The organism is Pseudoalteromonas sp. GW168-MNA-CIBAN-0100 (assembly GCF_040309225.1).
Classification (GTDB): domain Bacteria; phylum Pseudomonadota; class Gammaproteobacteria; order Enterobacterales; family Alteromonadaceae; genus Pseudoalteromonas; species Pseudoalteromonas arctica.
In genome coordinates, this window is the sequence record NZ_JBEOOL010000038.1 from 1 (window position 1) to 15,865 (window position 15,865).

The 15,865-nt window shown below is 42.1% G+C and carries 21 protein-coding genes; 6 read left to right on the forward strand and 15 right to left on the reverse strand.

The features are described 5' to 3' along the window. Positions 1-529: 529 nt before the first annotated feature. The 6 genes from parA (at position 530) to AAEY62_RS18015 (ending at position 2,278) form a co-directional block, all read left to right on the forward strand. Positions 530-1,183 carry a ParA family partition ATPase gene (gene parA, locus AAEY62_RS17990; protein ID WP_335674868.1) on the forward strand — a complete coding sequence of 218 codons (654 nt, stop codon included), beginning with the start codon at positions 530-532 and terminating at the stop codon, positions 1,181-1,183. Beyond that, positions 1,173-1,487, forward strand: coding sequence for a hypothetical protein (locus tag AAEY62_RS17995; RefSeq protein WP_335674867.1), 315 nt, complete (start codon positions 1,173-1,175; stop codon positions 1,485-1,487). The genes parA and AAEY62_RS17995 overlap by 11 nt, the downstream gene beginning before the upstream one ends. Before the next feature lie 70 nt (positions 1,488-1,557). Then, positions 1,558-1,698 (forward strand): hypothetical protein, encoded by a 141-nt coding sequence (locus AAEY62_RS18000; RefSeq protein ID WP_350635622.1) that lies wholly within the window; start codon positions 1,558-1,560, stop codon positions 1,696-1,698. Continuing rightward, positions 1,698-1,886 (forward strand): hypothetical protein, encoded by a 189-nt coding sequence (locus AAEY62_RS18005; RefSeq protein WP_350635624.1) that lies wholly within the window; start codon positions 1,698-1,700, stop codon positions 1,884-1,886. The genes AAEY62_RS18000 and AAEY62_RS18005 overlap by 1 nt, the downstream gene beginning before the upstream one ends. Before the next feature lie 3 nt (positions 1,887-1,889). Beyond that, a complete protein-coding gene (locus AAEY62_RS18010; protein ID WP_350635626.1) occupies positions 1,890-2,039 on the forward strand; it encodes a hypothetical protein in 150 nt (49 codons plus the stop codon). 74 nt (positions 2,040-2,113) lie between these two features. Beyond that, positions 2,114-2,278, forward strand: coding sequence for a hypothetical protein (locus AAEY62_RS18015; RefSeq protein ID WP_350635628.1), 165 nt, complete (start codon positions 2,114-2,116; stop codon positions 2,276-2,278). Between the two features lie 15 nt (positions 2,279-2,293). Here the strand turns inward: AAEY62_RS18015 and AAEY62_RS18020 are convergent, their stop codons facing one another. From AAEY62_RS18020 to AAEY62_RS18090, 15 genes are all read right to left on the reverse strand, one after another. Next, complete coding sequence (locus AAEY62_RS18020) at positions 2,294-4,822, reverse strand: host specificity factor TipJ family phage tail protein (protein WP_350635630.1); 2,529 nt, start codon at positions 4,820-4,822, stop codon at positions 2,294-2,296. Continuing rightward, the gene (locus tag AAEY62_RS18025) at positions 4,806-5,201 is read right to left on the reverse strand and encodes a hypothetical protein (RefSeq protein ID WP_350635632.1); all 396 of its coding nucleotides are present in this window, start codon (positions 5,199-5,201) and stop codon (positions 4,806-4,808) included. Before AAEY62_RS18025 ends, AAEY62_RS18020 begins: the two co-directional genes overlap by 17 nt. A 6-nt stretch (positions 5,202-5,207) precedes the next feature. Next, the gene (locus AAEY62_RS18030; protein ID WP_350635634.1) at positions 5,208-5,699 is read right to left on the reverse strand and encodes a DUF1833 family protein; all 492 of its coding nucleotides are present in this window, start codon (positions 5,697-5,699) and stop codon (positions 5,208-5,210) included. Beyond that, positions 5,696-8,824 (reverse strand): protein kinase family protein, encoded by a 3,129-nt coding sequence (locus AAEY62_RS18035; protein ID WP_350635636.1) that lies wholly within the window; start codon positions 8,822-8,824, stop codon positions 5,696-5,698. Before AAEY62_RS18035 ends, AAEY62_RS18030 begins: the two co-directional genes overlap by 4 nt. A 2-nt stretch (positions 8,825-8,826) precedes the next feature. Further along, the gene (locus AAEY62_RS18040) at positions 8,827-9,288 is read right to left on the reverse strand and encodes a hypothetical protein (RefSeq protein WP_350635637.1); all 462 of its coding nucleotides are present in this window, start codon (positions 9,286-9,288) and stop codon (positions 8,827-8,829) included. A 3-nt stretch (positions 9,289-9,291) separates the two neighbouring features. Next, positions 9,292-11,463, reverse strand: a complete 2,172-nt coding sequence (locus AAEY62_RS18045; RefSeq protein ID WP_350635639.1) for a hypothetical protein — start codon at positions 11,461-11,463, stop codon at positions 9,292-9,294. Position 11,464: 1 nt separating this feature from the next. Further along, complete coding sequence (locus AAEY62_RS18050) at positions 11,465-11,740, reverse strand: phage tail assembly protein T (protein WP_350635641.1); 276 nt, start codon at positions 11,738-11,740, stop codon at positions 11,465-11,467. A 17-nt stretch (positions 11,741-11,757) separates the two neighbouring features. Then, a complete protein-coding gene (locus tag AAEY62_RS18055; protein WP_350635643.1) occupies positions 11,758-12,138 on the reverse strand; it encodes a hypothetical protein in 381 nt (126 codons plus the stop codon). Then, positions 12,135-12,572, reverse strand: a complete 438-nt coding sequence (locus AAEY62_RS18060) for a phage tail protein (RefSeq protein WP_335674853.1) — start codon at positions 12,570-12,572, stop codon at positions 12,135-12,137. Before AAEY62_RS18060 ends, AAEY62_RS18055 begins: the two co-directional genes overlap by 4 nt. Before the next feature lie 9 nt (positions 12,573-12,581). Then, a complete protein-coding gene (gene gpU / locus AAEY62_RS18065; protein ID WP_350635645.1) occupies positions 12,582-12,995 on the reverse strand; it encodes a phage tail terminator protein in 414 nt (137 codons plus the stop codon). Beyond that, a complete protein-coding gene (locus AAEY62_RS18070) occupies positions 12,992-13,594 on the reverse strand; it encodes a phage tail protein (protein ID WP_350635647.1) in 603 nt (200 codons plus the stop codon). The genes gpU and AAEY62_RS18070 overlap by 4 nt, the downstream gene beginning before the upstream one ends. Next, the gene (locus AAEY62_RS18075; protein ID WP_350635649.1) at positions 13,594-13,905 is read right to left on the reverse strand and encodes a hypothetical protein; all 312 of its coding nucleotides are present in this window, start codon (positions 13,903-13,905) and stop codon (positions 13,594-13,596) included. The genes AAEY62_RS18070 and AAEY62_RS18075 overlap by 1 nt, the downstream gene beginning before the upstream one ends. Further along, positions 13,889-14,344: a hypothetical protein gene (locus AAEY62_RS18080; RefSeq protein ID WP_350635651.1), complete on the reverse strand. Its 456-nt coding sequence runs from the start codon at positions 14,342-14,344 to the stop codon at positions 13,889-13,891. The genes AAEY62_RS18075 and AAEY62_RS18080 overlap by 17 nt, the downstream gene beginning before the upstream one ends. A 76-nt stretch (positions 14,345-14,420) precedes the next feature. Then, on the reverse strand, positions 14,421-15,446 hold the full coding sequence (locus AAEY62_RS18085) for a major capsid protein (protein ID WP_350635653.1): 1,026 nt from the start codon (positions 15,444-15,446) through the stop codon (positions 14,421-14,423). 79 nt (positions 15,447-15,525) lie between these two features. Further along, positions 15,526-15,864 carry a head decoration protein gene (locus tag AAEY62_RS18090; RefSeq protein WP_350635655.1) on the reverse strand — a complete coding sequence of 113 codons (339 nt, stop codon included), beginning with the start codon at positions 15,862-15,864 and terminating at the stop codon, positions 15,526-15,528. Position 15,865: the final 1 nt, after the last annotated feature.

Genomic DNA, 15,865 nt, shown 5'->3' on the forward strand with positions numbered 1-15,865 from the left:
CCCTTCATAAGCGCCAAGTGTACCCGCTAATTACGTAATTAGCGGGTACACTTGGCGCTTATGAAGGGGGTACAGTTGAGTACACTTAGCTTGCGAGTAAGGGGTACACTTATGCGTAATTGTTGCGGGTACACTTGTTAACTTGTTTATTATTGGTTGCGAGTACAGTTAATTATGCTTTAACGCGCTTTTTAGGTTTTAATGGTTGTTGCTTGCTATTGGTGGCTCTTTTAATCGCGCCCATATAGCGCATTAAGTGAGTGGTTTATCAGATGGGTATGTTTACTTATTTAATAACGCCAATGCCAACACGGTGCAGTACAGTTGGTTTTTCATAGGTTCCTAAATAGGAAGTACACTTATAAAATAACTTTAACTAATTGATTTATATTGATTATAACGGGAACTTAACTGGAACAGTTAACCGAGCCTATTTCAAATACGATAATGAACAACTAAAATATACAAATAAACATTTGTATAAATGTGTAATATAGTGCTAAATTACTGCTAACAAAGGAGGCCTATTATGCCAAAAGTAATTTCTGTTATTAATCAAAAAGGCGGTGCAGGCAAAACGACTGCAAGCACCAATATTGCTTCACAACTTCACAGTGAGGGCTTTAACGTGCTGCTGGTGGATATTGACCCACAAGGCAGCGCTTCAAACTGGTCAGCCGCTAAGGGTGATGCTGATGAAACATTCCCGGTAATTAAACTGGATAAAACACTGCAGCGCGACTTACCACGCATTGCTCGCGGGTATGACTACGTAATTATAGATGGTGCGCCACAAGTGTCTGAATTGGCCGCTGTGGCCATTCGTGTTGCTGATGTGGTGATTATCCCGGTGCAACCTTCGCCTTACGATGTGTGGGCATGTGCTGACCTTGTGGACGTTGTTAAAACGCGCCAAATGGTGACTGACGGCAAACCTAAAGCGGCGTTTTTAATTTCTATGGCTATGGATAACACCAATATTACGGCTGAAATTAAAGAGGTGATCAAAGGGTACGAACTGCCAGTATTAACGCATTGCACACACCGCACCGTTGTTTATCCTGAAACAGCAAAAACAGGCGCAAGCGTTATATCACTTAAAAAAGCTGGTGGCCCTCACCCAGCAGCGCAAGACATTAAAAACATTACGGCTGAAATTAAGGATTTATTAAATGAGCACTAAAACAACAATGAGCATAAGACCTGGTGCAAACATCAGCCGCGAAAAACAAGAGGCGCTTGCTATTGTTTCTCAGGTTGATGATTACTTAGGAACCAACGTACACAAGGCGCGTGTTGATTTAGATAAGCGTATTTGGAAAGGCGTAAAGCAACTAAGCACTGATACACGCACCGATGAAGATAGAGCGGTTACTTTTCGTATGATAGCCACGGAAGCACTGCTTGATTTGTTTGAAAAGTACGAAAAAGGCGAGGGAAAATACGAGTTTGATATCGGTGTCGATGGATTCAAGTTTGATAAATAAGTTTTAAAACGAAAGGGCCAGACTGCAATCTGGCCCTCACTACACAACCAAAACCATGCAGGAATAAGTTATGTCAGATACAGATCTTAACACATTAATAAAAATGCCACTTAAAAATATTTTTGAAAGTGAATACTGGACTAAGCGTTTTTTAATTTGGGCTAAAAATAATAAATGCGGCCTACGTATAAAACAAGGAGGGCTTGCCTAATGGATGAAGAAACGTTTGAAATTGAACTTACAAAGGCTGGGGTTCTGGCTGGGCGTAAGCTGTTTAACCACGTAACCGAGGATGATTTATACAGGTTTGGTTACTCAAGTGAAGAAATTGATGCGCTTAGTGAGCTGTGTTTAGAGCTTAAAGATAAAGTTGAATACATTGAAATGATGGAGGGATAGTTGATGGAACCATGTGAATATGAAAGCTGTGAGAACCCCGCAGAGTTTTTTGATGAAATGGGGGATAAAGTTTGCAGAGAATGCATGGAAAGAGAGGTTAACGAAAGCGATGCTAAGCCAGAGGATTTTGAACAATTCTGCTTAATAATGTAATGGCCAAAAACAACCCAATAGTTGACACGCCTTAAAAAGTTTTCAACTATTGGTTTTTAACTAGGGGATTTAACATGATAGGGATTGCAAAAATACTGGTCGGATTAATGCTATTAATCTTAATTACGGTGTTAACCATTTACTTTAATGTGATTGGTTTTTTAATTGGGGTCGGCATGGCCATCATTCTAAACGGCACATTTAACAGAATAGATCAGCGAAAAGAAAAGCAGCCATAAGGCTGCTTTTTTCGTTTAGGAGTAATAAGGCGGGATTGGTATGGGGGTATCATCGGGGGCTGGGGTATCGTCATCTTCATAAACGCGCACATCGTCTAACAAAGCGGTAACGCCTACTTTATCAATTGATGAGGGCTTTATATCTGTAATCAAAACCGCATTACACCAACGGTTCGTTATACCAAACATAAATAACGGCGGTTCCATTGAGCCATCAAGCACTGGTACAAAATCAAGATCCTTATCAATTACCACCGCATTCACTGAGCCATTTACTTTTGATGCTACATACGGGCCTGATAACTTGCCATCAGGTTTGCGCAGCGCAAGTATATGCTGCTCTCCGTCTTGCCATTCAAGCTCTGCATCAGTAAATATGGTTCGCCCCACTGCATACTCAACACGGCCTGTTTGTTCATAACCGGGTATGTCATCGGCTAACGCGCAATAATCCATATAACGCGAATTCAGCGCATCCATTTCGGTTTTAAAATCAAACTGGGTGCGGCGGTAGCGGCGTATTCTGCGTTTACGCATACCAAACTGATACGCTTTGTCTTTATCGGTTATACCAAACGCACGTACTTTTTCAGGGTTGTAACCATTGTCACCGGGCAATAAACAAAGCACCGTTTCAGACTTCCACGTAACAGGGCTGAAATATTCAACCTCTACACCATCGGGTTCGTCATCATCAATCAGCTTAATACTACGCTCTAAAAAACCAACGTAATTGTCTGGCTGATACATGTGCTGAAAAACCGTTCGTGGCTGGTCGCGTACTGGCGTTATTCTACCGTAATCAATGGTGGGCTCTGCAAAACCAACGGCCAGTATGCGTTTAACTGCTTCAAATACCGTGGTGGCACTATCAAAAACCGCATTAAACTCATCACCTCGCGCACTCCAAATATTGTGCAAGGCTTCGGCTTCTTCTAGCCCTATTTTATCGTCACCGTGGCCTACGCTCTTTATTACATGAGCAAAAAACGGGGCAATGTCTTTGGTGGGGCGCGGTGCGCTCCATACGCCATTTTCATAAACGGGTAATACGCGCGTTGCTATTAGGTTAAATTTGTTTTCAGCCGAACCTGCAAGCGCATTGGTACCTTTAATTCTTACAGCAAGCGTTGTCATGCCATCGTAAAAAGTCGCGCTTTTAAGCTCTGCTTTTAAGGCAGTCCAATACACATCATCATAAATTCGCGTGTCATCGTTAGCGGCGGTGCTACGTTTAACGCGTATTTCAGGGCGTATTTTTTCAGGCAGGCTTATTGGTATGGTTTTGCCTAGTTGATCATTCGTTTTATCTGAAAACAAAATAGCCGGTGCTTGTGTCCATTCAAGTGCGCCCTCGGCTCTATACTCAACAATAATGTTTACTGAGCGAGTTAAAAAGTCACCTTCATCATCAAGTTCGCCCAAACCTTGCGGCATAGAAAAATCAAGCCATAACTGATCTGTTACTTCACCTTCTGGTACCGCAAAAAACGGGCCGTTAAATTCACCATCACCGCCGCCATCTTCGGTAAACACTTTGGCATACGAATTAGACTCAGTTGTAAAGCCTGTCCATGTGGTGTCTTCTTCGTATTGAGCATTGAGCTTTTTCAGCTCATTACCTGAAATACTGGTTTCAAGTATTTCATAATAACCGCTGTTTTCAGGGTTGCTTGTGTATTGAATACGGATGATTTCACCCACCTCAAAAGGCAGTGGTGTTTTATGTTTAAAACTACCAAATTCAGGATCATACTCTTCTATATAAGCAATTAATTCTGTGCCTGAAAAAGAATAACTGTAGCTGCTTGTTTCTTCACCGCCTGTGCTTGATATTTTCCCTTTCAGCTCTATACCTGTGCTGCCTGACGTTGAACCCACCTCGCTTGATGTATAAACGTTGCGGTGTCCTTCGTGTACGCTTACATCTTCACCGGGGCCAAATATTTCATAAAACACATCGCCCGTATAACTTTTAACAGGTGTATTAGCAATAAACACTTCTTCTGGCAGGATTTCATATTCACCACTGCCAACGCTTAGCATTAAATAAAGCCACTGCTCGTTGTCTATATATTCACGGCGGGGCATGGTTAAATAATCAGGGAATATTGCGTGTCGGCCTGCGCCCTCTGGCACAATACCCATGAGCTTTGGCTTGTTACCTTGGGTGTTAACTTCGTAAATACTGCTGCCATCTGGCGTGGTTGAATTGTAGTTATCTGGTATTTGGTTTGCGGTATAAATGGCAACACCAATGGCTATTACTGCTATCACTGCGTAAGCAATCGTTACCGGGTCTTTTGCCTCAACTATTAGCCTTATGTCATCGTTAGGTTTAAACGTGTACGTGGGCCATTCACACGGCAAAACGTGCCTATTATTTATGTTAGCACTAAACAATGGTTGTTCGCGGTCATCATAAGCGGGTACATTTTGTTTTAACCAGGTACTTAGTGTTTGCCCAACAAAGGCGGTGCAAGGTTCGTATAAATTAAGATCAAGTTTATTGGGGTAAACCTTAACTTCAACCTGTGTATTCATAAAACTTAACCTCAAAAAATAACCGCTTAAAGTCAGCGATTTTCACAATTGACGGGCCTTTTTTTCGTGATGTATGCAGTATTTGTAACTGCCCATCAACAACAACACATAAGCCCATGTGTATTAAACTTTGCCCTCTAAACCCACACGCAATGGCCTGCTCTTTAGCTAAGCAGGGTTTAAACTGATCAACTATTTGTGCGTATGAGTTTGTTAGGTTGGTTTTATCGTCTGGGCTTACATGGCCAAACGACTTAAATAACGGTTTACCAAATACGTTATGCAGCACAAGGCGTGGCTGGCCCCAACAATCTAGGCCAGCCATATCTCGACCACCATCAACGTAAGGTACGCTTAGGTAATCATCTATTTTATGCATGAGGTTTTAACTAAAGTATTTTAAGCCCGGGGCTATGCTGGGTATGTAACGTCTACGGGGCCACGCTTTATTTACTAAATCAGTAAACGATGCAACCACGTTTACGCGCTTGGCGTTTGCTTTTACATCACTGGCTACCATTTCAACGGGCGGTTCACCGGGTTCGTTTAAGTTGCTTTTAGTGTAAACACGATAAACAACCGTTATTTTATCACCCGCATTAATCGCGCTGTTAATCTTATCAAGCGCTAGGCCCGTAATATTATCAAGCTGAAATTGTAAGTTTTGACTTCCTTTCACTGAGCGGGCGGGCAATGATACGCCCATCCCGCTCGCCGTAAATGTGACAAACTCGCCAGTTTCCAAACCTGCCGTTACATCATCAAAACCTTCGCAAATTCGGATAGCTCCAAATGTGTCTGCAAGTAAGGTTAATGTATGTATTGGTAGGTCGTTAGTTGGAGCGCTGGCGTATACTTTTTGAAGGACTGTACTCATGTAACCAAATCGCCATTTTTTACAATTATCTGGCCACCATCTAAAGTTCGCTTAACTAGAGAGCTACCCGTATCTGTGCAATTCCTTAAAACAATTTGACCAGTTTGAGCAGAGTAAGCTGCGACTAATGCGAGTTCAGAGTGACAATTTATTAATTCTAACTTTGCATTTTCATCACGGCTAACCACGTTAACTGCGTAATTGAAGTTATTCCCGATACTAACACAGCCAATGCATACCATCTGAGTACCGACACCTAGCTCTTCAGATACTAGATCGCCAACAATAGAAAAACCTTCACCAGCATAGTTTGAACCTCTAGCTGATTGACCGTTATGCTGAGCAATTGCCCCATAAAGGGTTACATGTGAACCATAAGATGTTGCAATTCCCCTGTCACCATTAAACTCGAATAATCCGCCGTGATAGGTTCCTTCACTTCTTTCGTGAAGTGAGTCTCCATCGTCATAACAATCATGAGACCATTGGTCAAACAAAACAACACTAGAAGCGAAGGGCAAGCCTACGCCCGTGTATTCGGTATTTGTATTGTGTCCATTGCCACCATCATTGCCAGCCCCTGCGTATTCGCAGCGATATTCAAGCCCACGTGTCTTCCCTCTGTCAATGCTATTAGAGGATGAACCTAATGAATAACATTCGTAAAGTTCGTAAGAATTACAACCCTGAACATTAAATCTTCCATAGAATAGCTTTATACCTCTTGCAACTAGGTCTACACCGCTATGCTGCCCTACAAATAGCGAGTTCGTTGTAGGTATGTAGTATTCGTACTGGTTTGGATCATCGCTATCTATAGGATGTATATATAAACGGTCTGTCAAATAAAACCATGTGCCGGGTTTTAATGAACAATCTTCAAGAGAGTTTGCCTCAAGCAATTTTGATGAACTCAATCTGTGTGTGCGGCCGCGTTGGAGTGGATGCCTATCTTCAATTGATATTTCACCACTTTCCCTGTTGTGATGCCATAAATATTTACTCGGTGATATTTCGCATAGCTGGCTATAAACATTTTCATAATCAGTTGCAGCCCAGTTTTCTTTCAAAATATCTCGATCATAAATAACTCTAACTTCATCAAGTGTTGCGGCGCAAACCTCAAATCGACCGCTAACAGCTGACAGGCCAAAGGTTAAATTCTTATGTATTCCATCTAAAAGAATAATTCGACCACCGTTTGGTAGTTTTCTCAGTGCCGCCGCTCCACTTTGCATTGGCGATGCTTTAGTCCCTGCATTACTGTCATCACCATTTGGTGATAAGTAAATGGTGTTTAATAGATCAATTTGACTGATGTTGCTGTAGTAAGAGCGGTAAACACATCCAACATTCTCTTCTGTCAAAGTAATGTGTTTAAACGTGGCGGTTTCTTGAGCACCTGCAGCCCAGTTTACGAAGCGAAATTGTACTTTTTCAGTACCTTCCGGAACTGTAATAAGAGAGTTTATCTTTTCCCATTTGTTGGCCTTAGTTGAGGGAAATATCTTTCTCGAAAGTTCTGCTCGGTATTTGTCTAAGAACAATACACCAACCTCAGCAGTTAAAGCTGTTGATTTCATTGCCGCTGATAGGTAAAACTGCCCTGGTAAAGTTAATGAGTCAATCTCGTATCGAATAACATCCGTTGTGTCATTGCTATCAACAACCAATGTTGGGTCGCCAAAGTAATCAACAACCGTAGATGCACCCGTTGCATAGGTTGTATCTTTAAGTTTTAGATCAGGGTCAATCCAAAAATCTAAAAAGTCACGTGCTGGTATACCTTGTAAGTTGCTCGTTTCACCTTCTGTTATATACGGATTACAAAACATAATTGGCTGGCCTTTGCCCGCATCCAAAAGCAGTACGACACGAAAAGCATCTTCATGAATATCTATACCTGAGAACTCAATGTGTAAATAGCTGTTGCTATCATTAACGTCAACTTCTAAGGCGCTTGGGATGTTTTTTGTTTCTCGTGATAGCTCGGCACCATTACTTGAATATTGAAGCAATAATACTCTTGGTGATATTTGTCCTGAAAACTTATTTGTTAAAGTCACCCCGGCGCTAATTTTATCTGAGAATAAGCTATTTGTTACTGTTATATTTACTGTCTGGGATGACTGCAATAACCCATGCTTACCACTAGATGCAGTAACTACTGGTACTTTTGATTGAAGCCCATTTATTGTTATGCCTTTCCAATCATGGGGGTCTTTTATAAAGTTTATTAAATCAGCACCTGAATATCTTTGTGTCTTGGGGCCTAACAAAAGAGATTCAACGTTTTCTTTAATCGATAGGATTTCTTTGTTTAATAAATTGCTCGTTATAGATTCGCTCAATATTTTTATATTGCTAAAAATCACATCATCTTCAGTTTGAGCCACTGAGTTACCTGTATATCTAATAAGTCTAAATACACATGAAAAAGCATTGCTCGGCTTTAAACTTTGCATTTTCACTGTTTGAAAACCTGCTGCAGATGCCTTTTTTTTGTGTCTCACGATTTCTTGGTTACTTTCATCGTAATAAATAAATAAGAACTCGGCAGCTTCAGGGCTATTAATATTTATTTGTGAATATAAAGTACAGCTTTCATTAATTGACTCTATATCTAAATTGTAATCAACATAAATAAGCTGATCTGAACTATGTTTAAATGTTAACTCATGACTATTGTTAGTCGGGTTATATGATACGTTTTTTAGCGCGTCAGGATGTTTTGTTTTTACGTATATACCATCAAAAGCAGAATCCAAAAAAATATTTGGCCGTATATCTTTTAATAGCTCTTCAAAAAAAGAAAGCTCAGTTTTTTCCCAATTGCCGTTGTCGAACCCATAAACACCATTGTTTTCTGGGGTATCCTTCCATACTTCAGCTAGCTTTGTTATATCAACATCAGGGTCATTAACAAGCGATGATAGGGTTGTATAGGCTTTTCTACCTTCAACTAGCGCATTAAGATTAGCGAGCTGTTCTTTTATCGATTTTGATATGCTGCTTTTAGTCTTCCCATCGACAGATGCCGTTGCATCATCATCGCCAAATATAACTGTTTCTAACGCATCAATACTCGACTGCAATCTATCAATCAACTGTAAAAAACTGGACATTTTTATTCCTCATAACTTTTAATAGCTGCTTCAATTGAATAAACAAATTGTTCTAACGTCTTTGGTAGAAGTAAGTTTTTTGTCATTATTTCTTCTGAAACAGGTTCTCGTTTTTTAACTTCTATGTTGGCTTGGTAATTCCATCGACCTGAACCAATAGGTTTATAATTTTCCATTGGTGAATTAACAAACCGAACTTCATGTTCAACCAGTCCTTGTGGCGTTGGTATTTTCATCAAAAACCACTCATTATCTTTTAGTGAGTTTTCGTAGAAGCCCTCAAATGAAGTGGCCATAGTTTTACTTAACTGCCACGTTGCTGCCATTGTTGTGGGTACGCTTAAAAAGCGCCGCCGTTGCCTTGCTCTACCGCTGTTCATTTCGGTGCGCAATATGTTTGATTGCTGCTTAAACGAGGTTGAACTAAGTAGAGGGAAAGGCAGTATGCTTGGGTATTTAATCAATGGTTAACTCCCCGTTCTTTGTACGCCGTAGGTGCTTTCCATAATGGATGCTGCATCACCGCCATAACGAATGTTAGACACAAACACGTTAATGATTTGCTCATCGTCCATGCTGCTTTGCTCGTACTGGCCTGCGCGACTGGCATCTTCAATAAGGTTTACATTAACGTTACCGCCAGATTGACCCGTATTGATTTTTTCAGCGGCGCGTGACACATCTATATTTTGCTTAGGTGATAAAACCGACTCACCGCGCTGCAAAAAGTACGTTGCATCGTCACGAACGTAACCCAAGCCACCATGCGCCACACCATCGGGTACAGGTTGGTTTTTGATAGCCATTACATTCATTAAACCCATAGCCGTAATTGCACCTGCTGCAATTGGGCCTGCAATTGGGCCTAATTCAAGTGCTTTACTGGCTGCTAGGTAGGTGCTTACAAGGGCTTGCCCTGCAGACACAACTTGATGCAATCTAAACGCTTTTTTACTGCTGGTTGCGGCTTGCTCTGTGAGCTTGCCACCAATTTCTAAACCAATTGCAACACGGTCTGCACCGCTTGAGCGGTCAAGCTCAACAAACTGATCAACAACTTGGCCATACTGACCTGCATTTTTAAGCTGAACACCGCGCTTGCGGTCTTCGTGGGCTGCTTCTTCGGCTTCTTTGAGTGAATGAAAACCTTGTAACTCGGCAATTTCTGCGTTCCAACGGTCGCGGCGCTGTTGGTCTTCAAACTGGCGGGCTTCGTTAGCACGTTGAATGCGCTTGGCTTCTTCTTCACCTTCAATAGCTGTTATGCGTTCTTCATGAGCTAGTTTATTAGCAAGCAATAACTCGGTTTTTTCATCGTCACCCACCTTTTTGGCAGCATGGGCTTTGTTGATCCAATCGATACGTTCTTGATAGGCTTTTTTCTCAACGTCCAACTCACTGGCTAACGCTGATTTAATTATCTTGAGGTTACGATCAATTTGTTCAGAGTCAGCTGCTGCGCCTAATGGTTTTTTAAACCCGGTGCCTTTGGTGTTTTCACCGCCTTGGTTGGTTACTGTGGTCGGTGCTGTTGTGCCGAGGTTGTTTTCGGTTTTTCCATCCCACACATTACCAAAACGCGACTTTTTAAAGGCTTCTTGGTTTTTTTCAAGACGCTCGGTTACTGAATCAATATCCTTTTTGATTTGTGCAACCACGGCTTCGTTGGTACCGGAATAATCCGAAAAAATACCGTAGTTATAGCCGTATTTACTTTTTGCCTGAAATTCAACAAGGTCTTCTTGTAGTTGTTTAAGTGCTTTGCGGTCTTCTGTTATTTTTAACGCAAGGCCGTCATCACTTAATGGGTTGTCTCGCATCTTGTCGAACATGATGGAAACGTTTTTGCTCCAGTCCTCAAAGTATTCTGAGACTTCCTTAACAACGGGAGTAAGTGAAATTAAGCTGTTTCTAAGGGTGATGCTGCCTGTTGCGCTAAGCGTTTTTAAGATTTTATCGAGTTCTTTACTCTCTTTAATCATATCTTCGCTGAGTGCACCGCCGTAATCGCCCATGCTGTTAGCAAGTTCAACAAAGCTTTTTGCACCATCTTCAGCCACTTCTGAAAGTCGCTGGCCTGTATCACCGGCTATTTGCTGCAGGTATAAATTTCGCTCTGTTTGCGAGCTTACCTGTGATAATGCTTCCATCATTTTGAGGAACATTTCATCAGGTTTTAAACCTTTGAACTCATCAACGCTTATGTTGAGTTGTTCAAACATGTCGAGCGCTTCACCAGAGCCTATTGTAACCAGTTCGGTGATGCGTTCTGAGGTGTCAGAGAGCAATTGTGTAAAGTCATCCTGACCCACGCCATATTGGCTCGCTGCAAAGGCTAGTTTATCGAATCGTGTGGTGTTGACATCCATTGACTTGGCAACACGATCCATTTCCGTGACCGCTTGTGCATTATCTGCAGCTAGTTTTAAAACCGCTACACTACTGCCTGCTATCGTAAGCGCTAAACCCGCCACCGCACCTTGTAAAATTTTTACACTCTTTTTAGAGTCGGTCATTGCGGTGTTGGTGTTTTTAGCAAACGTTTGGGCATTGCCCGATGCAGTCTCTAGTGATGATTTAAACTCCTTGCCATCAGCAACGAGCTTAACGATTAAGTCTTGTACGCTTTTACTTGACACATTAAAGCCCGTCTATGATTGCAAGTTGCTGTTCAGGTGTTTGTTCTTGTTTAGGTGATATTGAAAAATCACTTAACTTGTATGGTTTTTTGACGTTGCCCGATGTGTTGGCAATAACACATGCAAGGTTAGATAAGTAATAATCTTGTACGGCAAAACCATCTGGCTCTAGCTCTAAAAAGTCCATCCAGTCTTGATACAAACTGGATGGCATTTCATCAAGCAGCGCGTCTACGTCCCAAACACTAAGGATTTTTGCAAGGCGAAAAGCCTGCAAGCGATTGGGGAGTTGAGCTAGCCTGTTGCTTTTTTTGGTTGGTCTTTTTTCATATGATCAAGGCCTGATATTTCACAGATAGCATCGTAAATCTTTGCAACATTGCCATCACATAGCGACATAAGCTCATCACGATCTGCGGTTTCTTCAACTTTAAACTCAAGCTCGCCTGTTTTTTCATCACGTAAACCTGCACACACAACGGTAAGTGTTAGCGTTGAGTAATGCTGGGCCTTAGCGGTGCCTTTATTTTGCAAATCAATAACGGCTTGTAAGTAATCAAGAACAACCAGGCGGTCTTTGGCGCTTAACTCAGTAACTGTGATTTCGCCATGTGAAAGCTGCACTTTTTTTGTTTGCAGCTTAGCGGCTTTTTTTAACTCTTCTCTTAAACTCATGCCCATGTACCACGCTCAATTGGCCCTGATAACTTAAATTTAAACTCTTGCACCATGTCTTCACCTGCTGCAAGGGGTTCGCTAACGCTGGTGATAATGCCGTTAAATATGCGTGAAGGTTTACCAACAACCGGATAATGAAGCGCATACTGCGTTGTGGCTTCTGAGTTATCTTCAACTGTGCCGTAAAACTCGTCTTCCATTGCTTTGGCTTCTGCGTTTTCGGTTTTACGGTATTTAATTTTTACCGTTAATTCGCCCGGTTCAAGCATGCCGCGTTCGTACGTTCGGGCATCACTATCGTCACCGTAGGTGGTGTTTTCTGTGGTGTCGCGCGTTGGTGAAATACCATCAATTTCAATTACGTTAGAAACAAACGTTAATGTATCAACCGCTGTTTGGCGGTGCAGTTTTGTGTATTTTCCGTAGGCCATGATGGCTCCTTAATATATAAATTTAACTGTGTACTTAAGTTCGAGCATGCCAAGTGCTTGCTGCTCATCTTGATTAAAGTCGTAACTGCTAAGTTCAATGCTATCGACTAAGCCGTTAAGGTCGTGGTTTGCTTCAATGAGTGGTTTAACTAGCTCGTCTAAGTCATCAAGCTTGTCATCAATATTCAGCGAGTCTTTGTCGTAAAGCTGAACAACCAGCTCTGCTTCGTGTAAATCTCCATCGTGTTCGGCTTCTACCTCACCGCCCACAATAAAAACAACGGCGGCTGGTAAGTATTCTTCATCAAGGCCCGTTACACGGTGGCTATAAACGCTGTCTGGCTCAAACAAGGGTTTGTTGTCGCGTTGCAAGGTTTTAAGTAGCTCAGCAACTTTTTTGCGTATGGCTTTACGTGGGTTCATTTGCTCAACTTATTAATTCGGTATTGAAGGTCTTTTATCAGCAGGTTCGGTAGGTAATCTTCAATAATGTATCTGCTGTGTTTACTGGCGGCACTGGTTACGCTGCCGCTAATTGGAATTTTTGCCAAGTCTATTGGGTATCGGCTATCTGACTTTCTTTGCATTATGTGCCAGCGGCCACTTGCTAATTGCTGTAAAAATGCGTTTTCAAATTTATGGCGGCCAACACGTATGGCGGTGTTTCCGCTGTGCTCTCTTTTTGCAAATCGGCCTTTGCGGTCACGCACTGCGCTACTGGTTAAAAAGCTGCCGTTTTTGCGTTTAACTTGGGTTCTTGCTACGCCAACATAAATGGCGGGGATTGCGGTTCGGCCAATAATTACAGCTGCTAGGCTTTGGCTTTTTATTTCTTTAAAGCGGATTTTTCTTTTTATTAGGCCCACTTTTAAGCGTTCTGCTTTTGCTGCGTCACGGCTGACCAATGTGGCCATCCGTTTAGAGCTGCGACTTAAAGAACGTTGGCGAGCAAATAGCGCCTGCTTGTTGTTTAACGTATCAAGTTTTTTTTCAAGCTGGGCTACTTGCTCTTTAAGATCCATTAGTTCACCAAATTTATAATTAAGTCACTATCAACAATGCGTGAAGAATGAACGGTGTATTCTTCGCCCGTTCTAAGACGGGTAACCACATGTTTGTTTTTTCGAGGGTAGCTGCCTTGCCATAAAGACATAGGCACTTCGAGCGTGTAACCAATCGTTTCAGCGGCATCTAAAATAATAGGTGAATCACTCATAACACCTGTGAATGGTTCCCATTGGTCTGAGTCTGAACGCATTGAAAACAACTCACCAAAATGCGCCTGGTCTAGCGCATCAATTTCGCTGAGTAAGTCGTCAAACTTCACTGTCATCAGCTTCGTCTTCATCTGTTGAATAGCGGCCGTGATTTTCAGCAACTATCGAACGCGCAAGGTTTGTGTCTACCGTGTGAAAGTTACCGCCTTGCAACACGACTTTTGAACCGCTTTTGATGGTTTCAATGTTTACGCCTTTGCTAATGAATACACGGCGCGTGGCTTGCTCTGCTTTTGCAGCATCTTCTTTAAGTGTTTTGTCTTCACTTTTTGAATTTTCTAACGCTTGTTCATGCGCTTGTGCCGCTTCATCTTGGTGTTCAGTTGGGGCTGGCTCGTCTTCAAGTTCGTCTGGCAATAAAGACTCTAAACGCTCGATTTCTTTTTCAAGATCGGCATTGGTGCCTGTTGTTTGGGCAGCTGTAAATTCAATGTTTAACTCGGTTAACTGCGCAACCAGCGTGGCAATGTAAGCTAATAATTCTGCTTTGTTCATTTGGTATTACTCCAATAAAAAGCGGCGCTAAATGCGCCGCTTTGGGGTCACTACTAGGGAGGAAAATTAAAGCGTGTTAAACACGCACATAACACACATCATCAGCGTCTAATAAAATAGGCACTGGCGCAGATTGCGTTTGCAGCCATTCAAAGCTTGGGTTATCTGTAAACCAGTTTGATGGGTAGCGGCTTGTTTCAACAATGCGGCTTGCATTTGCTTTTGCATCCTGAATACCACCGTAAGCCATGTATAGTTCAAGCTCTGATGAAGTGATCATTACGCCGTTTGTATCGATGTAAAGTTCATCATTACCTGAGTCACCTTCGTAAGCACCTATGTAAACGTAGAAGTTGAAAGCGCCAATAGAGCCAGCCCACTGGAATGTGTCATTGCTCATTGGACCCATTTCAGCTGTTGAGTTTGAACCACGGCGGGTATCAAGTGCTTCTTTAACTGCCTTGAACTTTTTGAATGAACGCCAAGAAGCTCGGCCCATGAACACGTTATTAGCAATCACATTACAACGATCGCCCCAATCTTCGATGTCATCCATTGGGTCGTATGTTTCAAGGTCTTTCTCGCTCCAACGGTCTGCACCTGAAAGCGTAACGTTATTTTCTGCGCTACGGCCAAAATCAACCTGTACGGCTTCAAAGTCTGGGCCTTCAAGTGTAACGGCACCTGTTTTTAAAATTTCGCACACCATCCATTCTTCACGGCGGTCAATGCTTTCTTCTTGCTCCATGAGTAAATCAACACGGATAGCTTGCAAGCGTTGTTCAGGTGATAAATTACCTGCAATCGCTTCGCCCGGTGCGCGCTTTAATAGGCGATCAGGTGTTACAACGTCAGTCGGCTTAACATAAGCTGGAACAACTGATGTCATTAAGCCGCCTTTGGCTTTGTTTGGCTTGCCTGACACCATTGGTGATACAAGCGGCGCTAATTTGCGGCCTTTTTTGATTTTATCAAACGCCACTTCTTGTGTGTTGAACGTAACAACACCTTTAACAAGGCGGTTTTTTAATGCTGGCACATAGCGCGCTGGCATTTGTTTTTTTAATGCGATAAGTACCGCTGTAGAAATTGGAGTTAACATGGATAGTTCCCAAATAAAAAAAGAGCCGTTAAGGCTCTTTATTAATTAATAAATAAAAGTAAGTGTTTAACTAAGGTAATTAAGCCGGTGATTGTGTACTAATTGGTGTACCCGCAAACAAGCCTGATTTTTTAGCATCGGTCATTGTTTCTGGGTAGGCAACAAACGCTGGATCAATGGTGATTGATTTAATGGCGCTGTGCGCTTTTGCACCTGTTGTTGCATCAACGGCAAAGGCTGATAAATAATCAGCTTTTGTTGCATCTGCAGCGGCGGCTTTAAAATGACCGCTTGTTGCATCGTGTACCAGCGGGGCAAACTTTGCTACGTTTTCGCCTTCAGCAATAGTAATTGTGGTGTGAGTAACTTTTGTGTCACCCGATACCGCTTGATCATAATTTAAAATTTGAGTAGTCATG

Excerpts from the sequence above, each read along its gene's own strand:
- parA (WP_335674868.1), top strand. The coding sequence starts at position 530 with ATGCCAAAAGTAATTTCTGTTATTAATCAAAAAGGCGGTGCAGGCAAA.
- AAEY62_RS17995 (WP_335674867.1), top strand. The coding sequence starts at position 1,173 with ATGAGCACTAAAACAACAATGAGCATAAGACCTGGTGCAAACATCAGC.
- AAEY62_RS18000 (WP_350635622.1), top strand. The coding sequence starts at position 1,558 with ATGTCAGATACAGATCTTAACACATTAATAAAAATGCCACTTAAAAAT.
- AAEY62_RS18005 (WP_350635624.1), top strand. The coding sequence starts at position 1,698 with ATGGATGAAGAAACGTTTGAAATTGAACTTACAAAGGCTGGGGTTCTG.
- AAEY62_RS18010 (WP_350635626.1), top strand. The coding sequence starts at position 1,890 with ATGGAACCATGTGAATATGAAAGCTGTGAGAACCCCGCAGAGTTTTTT.
- AAEY62_RS18015 (WP_350635628.1), top strand. The coding sequence starts at position 2,114 with ATGATAGGGATTGCAAAAATACTGGTCGGATTAATGCTATTAATCTTA.
- AAEY62_RS18020 (WP_350635630.1), bottom strand. The coding sequence starts at position 4,822 with ATGAATACACAGGTTGAAGTTAAGGTTTACCCCAATAAACTTGATCTT.
- AAEY62_RS18025 (WP_350635632.1), bottom strand. The coding sequence starts at position 5,201 with ATGCATAAAATAGATGATTACCTAAGCGTACCTTACGTTGATGGTGGT.
- AAEY62_RS18030 (WP_350635634.1), bottom strand. The coding sequence starts at position 5,699 with ATGAGTACAGTCCTTCAAAAAGTATACGCCAGCGCTCCAACTAACGAC.
- AAEY62_RS18035 (WP_350635636.1), bottom strand. The coding sequence starts at position 8,824 with ATGTCCAGTTTTTTACAGTTGATTGATAGATTGCAGTCGAGTATTGAT.
- AAEY62_RS18055 (WP_350635643.1), bottom strand. The coding sequence starts at position 12,138 with ATGAGTTTAAGAGAAGAGTTAAAAAAAGCCGCTAAGCTGCAAACAAAA.
- AAEY62_RS18060 (WP_335674853.1), bottom strand. The coding sequence starts at position 12,572 with ATGGCCTACGGAAAATACACAAAACTGCACCGCCAAACAGCGGTTGAT.
- gpU (WP_350635645.1), bottom strand. The coding sequence starts at position 12,995 with ATGAACCCACGTAAAGCCATACGCAAAAAAGTTGCTGAGCTACTTAAA.
- AAEY62_RS18070 (WP_350635647.1), bottom strand. The coding sequence starts at position 13,594 with ATGGATCTTAAAGAGCAAGTAGCCCAGCTTGAAAAAAAACTTGATACG.
- AAEY62_RS18075 (WP_350635649.1), bottom strand. The coding sequence starts at position 13,905 with ATGACAGTGAAGTTTGACGACTTACTCAGCGAAATTGATGCGCTAGAC.
- AAEY62_RS18080 (WP_350635651.1), bottom strand. The coding sequence starts at position 14,344 with ATGAACAAAGCAGAATTATTAGCTTACATTGCCACGCTGGTTGCGCAG.
- AAEY62_RS18085 (WP_350635653.1), bottom strand. The coding sequence starts at position 15,446 with ATGTTAACTCCAATTTCTACAGCGGTACTTATCGCATTAAAAAAACAA.
- AAEY62_RS18090 (WP_350635655.1), bottom strand. The coding sequence starts at position 15,864 with ATGACTACTCAAATTTTAAATTATGATCAAGCGGTATCGGGTGACACA.